The organism is Streptomyces sp. WM6378 (assembly GCF_001279695.1).
Lineage (GTDB): Bacteria > Actinomycetota > Actinomycetes > Streptomycetales > Streptomycetaceae > Streptomyces.
On record NZ_LGDD01000082.1, the window covers coordinates 1 to 3,925 of the forward strand.

A 3,925-nucleotide genomic window follows, 5' to 3' on the forward strand; every position below is an offset into this window, starting at 1 on the left:
CATGACGGCTTCCCGGAACCGGCCCCTGAGGAACCGTCAGCCCGCTAGGCTCGAAAGACCGCCCCTGACCAGCGAGAATGATGAAGTACCACTGGAGTACTAGATCCCCACGTCAACACGTCGCCCATGTAGTGATCACCAACGGATTTGTCACATGCCGTGTTCGGTGAGCGCCTTCCCACGCGCCGCAACTGCTGGACCACGGACCGATCACACGGCAGCTCGGGCTGCGTACCGGCGCTCGGCGGGCCTGCTCACGGCTGGATGAACCAGGGGTGGAGCGGGCGGAGTCGGCACTGTTCGGCGAACTCGGTCAGGGGTGTGGTGGCGAACGCCGGCGGTTGGAAGAGCCGCAGTCTCCCCGCGCCTGCGCGGGGAGACTGCGGCCAGGGTGAGGTGTCCTGTGGCGGTGAGGAAGGGGCAGGCCCGCCTGGTGGCGGGTCACTGCCTCGTACGGGATGGCTCCCGGGGCGCTTCTGCCATGGTGGGCCCTGACCAACGGCCGCCCCCGGGTGGAGGGTTCGACCGTCGAGATCAACTCGCGCGGCATGCTGTACGTCGGCTACAAGCAACTCTCCGGCGGGTGCTGACCAATCTCCTGAGCTGACTGACACGTTGGTGCTGCCTCGCACGCCGCGAGGCAGCACCAACGTGTCGCCGCGGGGTGGGTTGTTGGCGTGGGTCATGGGTGGGTTGGCCTGGGGTTGCCTCTTCTTTGATGAGAGGCCAGACAGGCTGCCAGGCCGGGGCGGGAAGGGACCGGCCGGAGGGTCAGGCCCCTCCTCCCAGTTGAGGAACAGCCCCGGCACAAGACCAGCGCGCTGCTCCCTACCGCCCGTTGGCGAACCACGGGATCAGCCTGCCCGCCCTCACCGCCGCCGGATGCGTACCCGCTGCATCAAGCCAGAGTCCGGGGCGGGGCAAGTGACTTGATCCGGCCTCGGCAGATAAGCCGGTGCCGCAACTTCCCTGGACGCCAAGGGGGTTGACGGGTAATTTCAGCCAGAATGTTGCTGTACTGTCAAGTCATGATCACTCGCAAGAAGATATTGACGGCCGCTGCGGCGGTTGGAATGGCGTTCACGTGTCTGCTGAGCGGTGCCGGCTCCGCAGCCGCCGGCACCAACGGCCAGAAGCTGTACTTCCACCAGGTCTACTCCCAGCCCCATGCCACCTACTCAGTCCTCGTCCAGGGCTACAACGAGCAGGGAAGATGGGTCACGGGCTGCTTCAACACCGAGGGCGCCGAGTGGAAGACCCTCGACGGCTGGTGGTGGGTCGGCCAGGTTGCCTACTCGACGTACCCCTTCTACAACTGCCAGGGCACGCGGATCTACTCCAACACCGCCCAGGTCCCGAAGGACCAGGGCAGCCAGGACTGGGTAGTGATCCAGGGCTAGCTACTTGCTCCGGGCGGCCCGTCCTTCAGAGACGGGGGGCTTCTCCGGGCGACGGCATGTAGATGCGTCCGGCCAGGTCAGGGTCTATGTCGAGGAACTGATGCCGCTGCTCGGCAAGCCCCGGCAGGTGCTGCTGGCGCGCACGCAACTCGTTGATCAGCGACTCAAGCCGCTGCCGGTCCAGATTCTCGGCCTGCGCTGCCTCACGGGCGGCCGGGGAAGTACCGAGCCCGGAGGTCTCCGGTGTCGCAGAAGGGCACATGACGATCTCCGTTCTTCTGAGAGGCAGGTACGTCCCTCCCCGCGAGCGTCTCTCTCGCGCCCTCAAGACGCGCCGCCGTGCCCTTTGGATTGCTCGCCCGGGCAACCTGCGCGGCCAAGGGAGGGACTTGCTCACCGGAGCGGGGATGGAGGGACAACGCGCACCTCACCAGCTGGGTCGGGCTGCACCACTGCCGTGGGCCTGCCTGGTGATCAGGTAGCCGCACTGGCACCAGAATGACACCGGCTCACCCGCCGAGGTCAGTCAGGGTCCAGCGACGACGACCGCCGTCCCCCTGATCGGTATCCGTACCGCACGATACAACGCCGAGCGCGGTCACCTCACGCAACAGGTCCCCTCCCTCGGGCGAATGGCCGCTCTGGTGGGACAGGACCAGGATCAGCGCCTGATGGTCCTGGTCGGCCAGATGCAGGCTGATGCGGCGGCCGCCGTCGGACAGGGCCGCCCGAGCCAGCAGAACGGTCACCGCGGTGATGCTCGCTTCCCGGTCCTCGGTCAGTCGATAGCCCCACTCCCCCAGTTTGGCCGTCACGTGCTGGCCCGCTTTCGCGGGAGTCCAGGGGGCGTTCTCCAGCGTCCAGTTCGCCGCCCTGCGGTTCGCGATCCGCGCCGCCAACCGCGGCCGCACCAACACGGAGCCGGGCGTAGCGTCTTCGGGACGTGGCGGCTCAACCGGCTTCTTCGGCGGGGGCGGAGTCTTCGGCGGGTAGTCGGGACGGTGACCGTCCTCGCGGTTGGCGTCCAGCGGCGGCGGCACTGCCACAACTGCCTCCCCACGAACGGGCGTTCAGGACCTGGCCCCGTACCGCCCAATCGTAGACCCCGCCCCCGGAATCAGGCGGCAAGATGCCCCAACAGTCGCTCCCCCACGAACGTCTCGCGAGGCGCATAGCAGATCACACGGCAGTCTGCGGTGCTTCGGTGTGGGGCGGCCGCCCGATCATCGTGAGGCCGCTCCACAGGACGGTAGATGCACGGTCAGGGCGCGCCACAGCCTCAGTACCGCTGCCAACTTCGTAACCCTTCAGCGCCCCTTGTCGCTTGGCTCCCTCTACGCTGAAGGGGTGACAGAGTGCATCGACAACCCGGCTGAGAGGCTTCACGGCCTTCTCGTCGAGTTTTGCCGGGTAGGCAAAGAGTTGGGCCCCAATGTGAGCAGCTGGACGGCGTGGGCCATGACGATGGACTACGGGGGAACCTCTCTGCGGGAAAACAGCGCTGATTTTCTCCATCGCCTCGCCGAAGCGATGGAGCTGCCGAGGAAGGTTCGCGAGGCAGTAGAGATTGCAGTGCCCGACCCTGAGCACCGTGAGTATTTGCTGGGGCCGCTTGCCGGTGTTGAGGCTGCTCTGCAGTCGTCCGTAAGCCCCAGCACTCCGATCGCACAGGTGTGGCAGCACTTCTGCAGTGGCGGTGACACGGCCAGCAGCGCTGCTATCTACAGTCTGCTCGGCACCGCCCGCGACCTTCGCCGGGCCCAAGTGGAAGTCGGTCTGACTGAGGCCGACGGCCAGAGCCTTACGGTCTTGATCAACGAGCTTATTGAGGCAGTCATCGCGTCAGAGCTCGACGAGGCAGACACCCACTTCCTGCTTTCGCGGCTCAACGAGATGCTCGCAGCTGTGCAGCAGGCCCGGCTACGAGGCCGTTATCCGGTGGAGTCAGCCGTCGACGCGGCCGTGGGAGCCCTCCGGCGCCGTCCCAACCTCCTCCAGCGGATGCGTGACGTGCAGTTCCTCGACCGTGTCGCCGCCTTCTTCACCAAGGTCAACGTCGTCCTCGCTCTTGCGGGCCAGACCGAGCAACTGACGCAAGATACGGTGCGCGCGATCGAACACGGCCTGGGCAGCTAAGGCACAGCGAGGACCAGCTCGTTCTGCATCCCCGGCTGCCGCTTCACCCAAGCACCAGCGCGTCGATCGCGGTCTGCGCCGGGGCCGTACGTGCGTTCACGATGTCTGCGGTCATCGCGGACCGCTGAACTGGGGGCACGCTTCCCAGAGCACCCGCCCCTCGGACAGGGCCGGGGCAGGAGCGCGGGCCGTCGTTCACACCACCGGGTCACCGGGCCCCGGGACACGGTTCAGGTGGTCATCTGGTGGATGGTCTCGTCGAGGGCCGAGACGATGTCGTCGGCGCGTGCAGCGCAGTGTGCGGTGGCCAGTTCGGCGCTGAGCCGTCCGTTGAAGGTGGTGACGATGTAGGTGGAGGTGGGGGCAGGAGGTTCGCCGGGAGTCGCCCC

General features: G+C 66.8%; 5 protein-coding genes. 3 read left to right on the plus strand and 2 right to left on the minus strand.

Annotation, left to right across the window (positions count from 1 at the left end):
* Positions 1-458: 458 nt before the first annotated feature.
* Positions 459-590, plus strand: a complete 132-nt coding sequence (locus tag ADK54_RS48235; RefSeq protein ID WP_267886992.1) for a hypothetical protein — start codon at positions 459-461, stop codon at positions 588-590.
* Positions 591-1,028: 438 nt separating this feature from the next.
* Positions 1,029-1,400 carry a hypothetical protein gene (locus ADK54_RS10330; protein ID WP_159047721.1) on the plus strand — a complete coding sequence of 124 codons (372 nt, stop codon included), beginning with the start codon at positions 1,029-1,031 and terminating at the stop codon, positions 1,398-1,400.
* 25 nt (positions 1,401-1,425) lie between these two features.
* On the opposite strand, the gene ADK54_RS45850 is transcribed toward ADK54_RS10330, so the two are convergent.
* Both ADK54_RS45850 and ADK54_RS10340 read right to left on the minus strand, forming a co-directional pair.
* Complete coding sequence (locus tag ADK54_RS45850; RefSeq protein ID WP_053725275.1) at positions 1,426-1,662, minus strand: hypothetical protein; 237 nt, start codon at positions 1,660-1,662, stop codon at positions 1,426-1,428.
* A 247-nt stretch (positions 1,663-1,909) separates the two neighbouring features.
* Positions 1,910-2,446, minus strand: a complete 537-nt coding sequence (locus tag ADK54_RS10340; RefSeq protein WP_234391996.1) for a hypothetical protein — start codon at positions 2,444-2,446, stop codon at positions 1,910-1,912.
* A gap of 301 nt (positions 2,447-2,747) precedes the next feature.
* Here ADK54_RS10340 and ADK54_RS10345 point away from each other — a divergent pair, with 301 nt between their 5' ends.
* Complete coding sequence (locus ADK54_RS10345) at positions 2,748-3,536, plus strand: hypothetical protein (RefSeq protein ID WP_053725276.1); 789 nt, start codon at positions 2,748-2,750, stop codon at positions 3,534-3,536.
* Positions 3,537-3,925: the final 389 nt, after the last annotated feature.

What these genes read in the sequence shown, in the direction of transcription:
- ADK54_RS48235 (WP_267886992.1), top strand. Translation starts at nt 459, where the DNA reads ATGGCTCCCGGGGCGCTTCTGCCATGGTGGGCCCTGACCAACGGCCGC.
- ADK54_RS45850 (WP_053725275.1), bottom strand. Translation starts at nt 1,662, where the DNA reads ATGTGCCCTTCTGCGACACCGGAGACCTCCGGGCTCGGTACTTCCCCG.
- ADK54_RS10330 (WP_159047721.1), top strand. Translation starts at nt 1,029, where the DNA reads ATGATCACTCGCAAGAAGATATTGACGGCCGCTGCGGCGGTTGGAATG.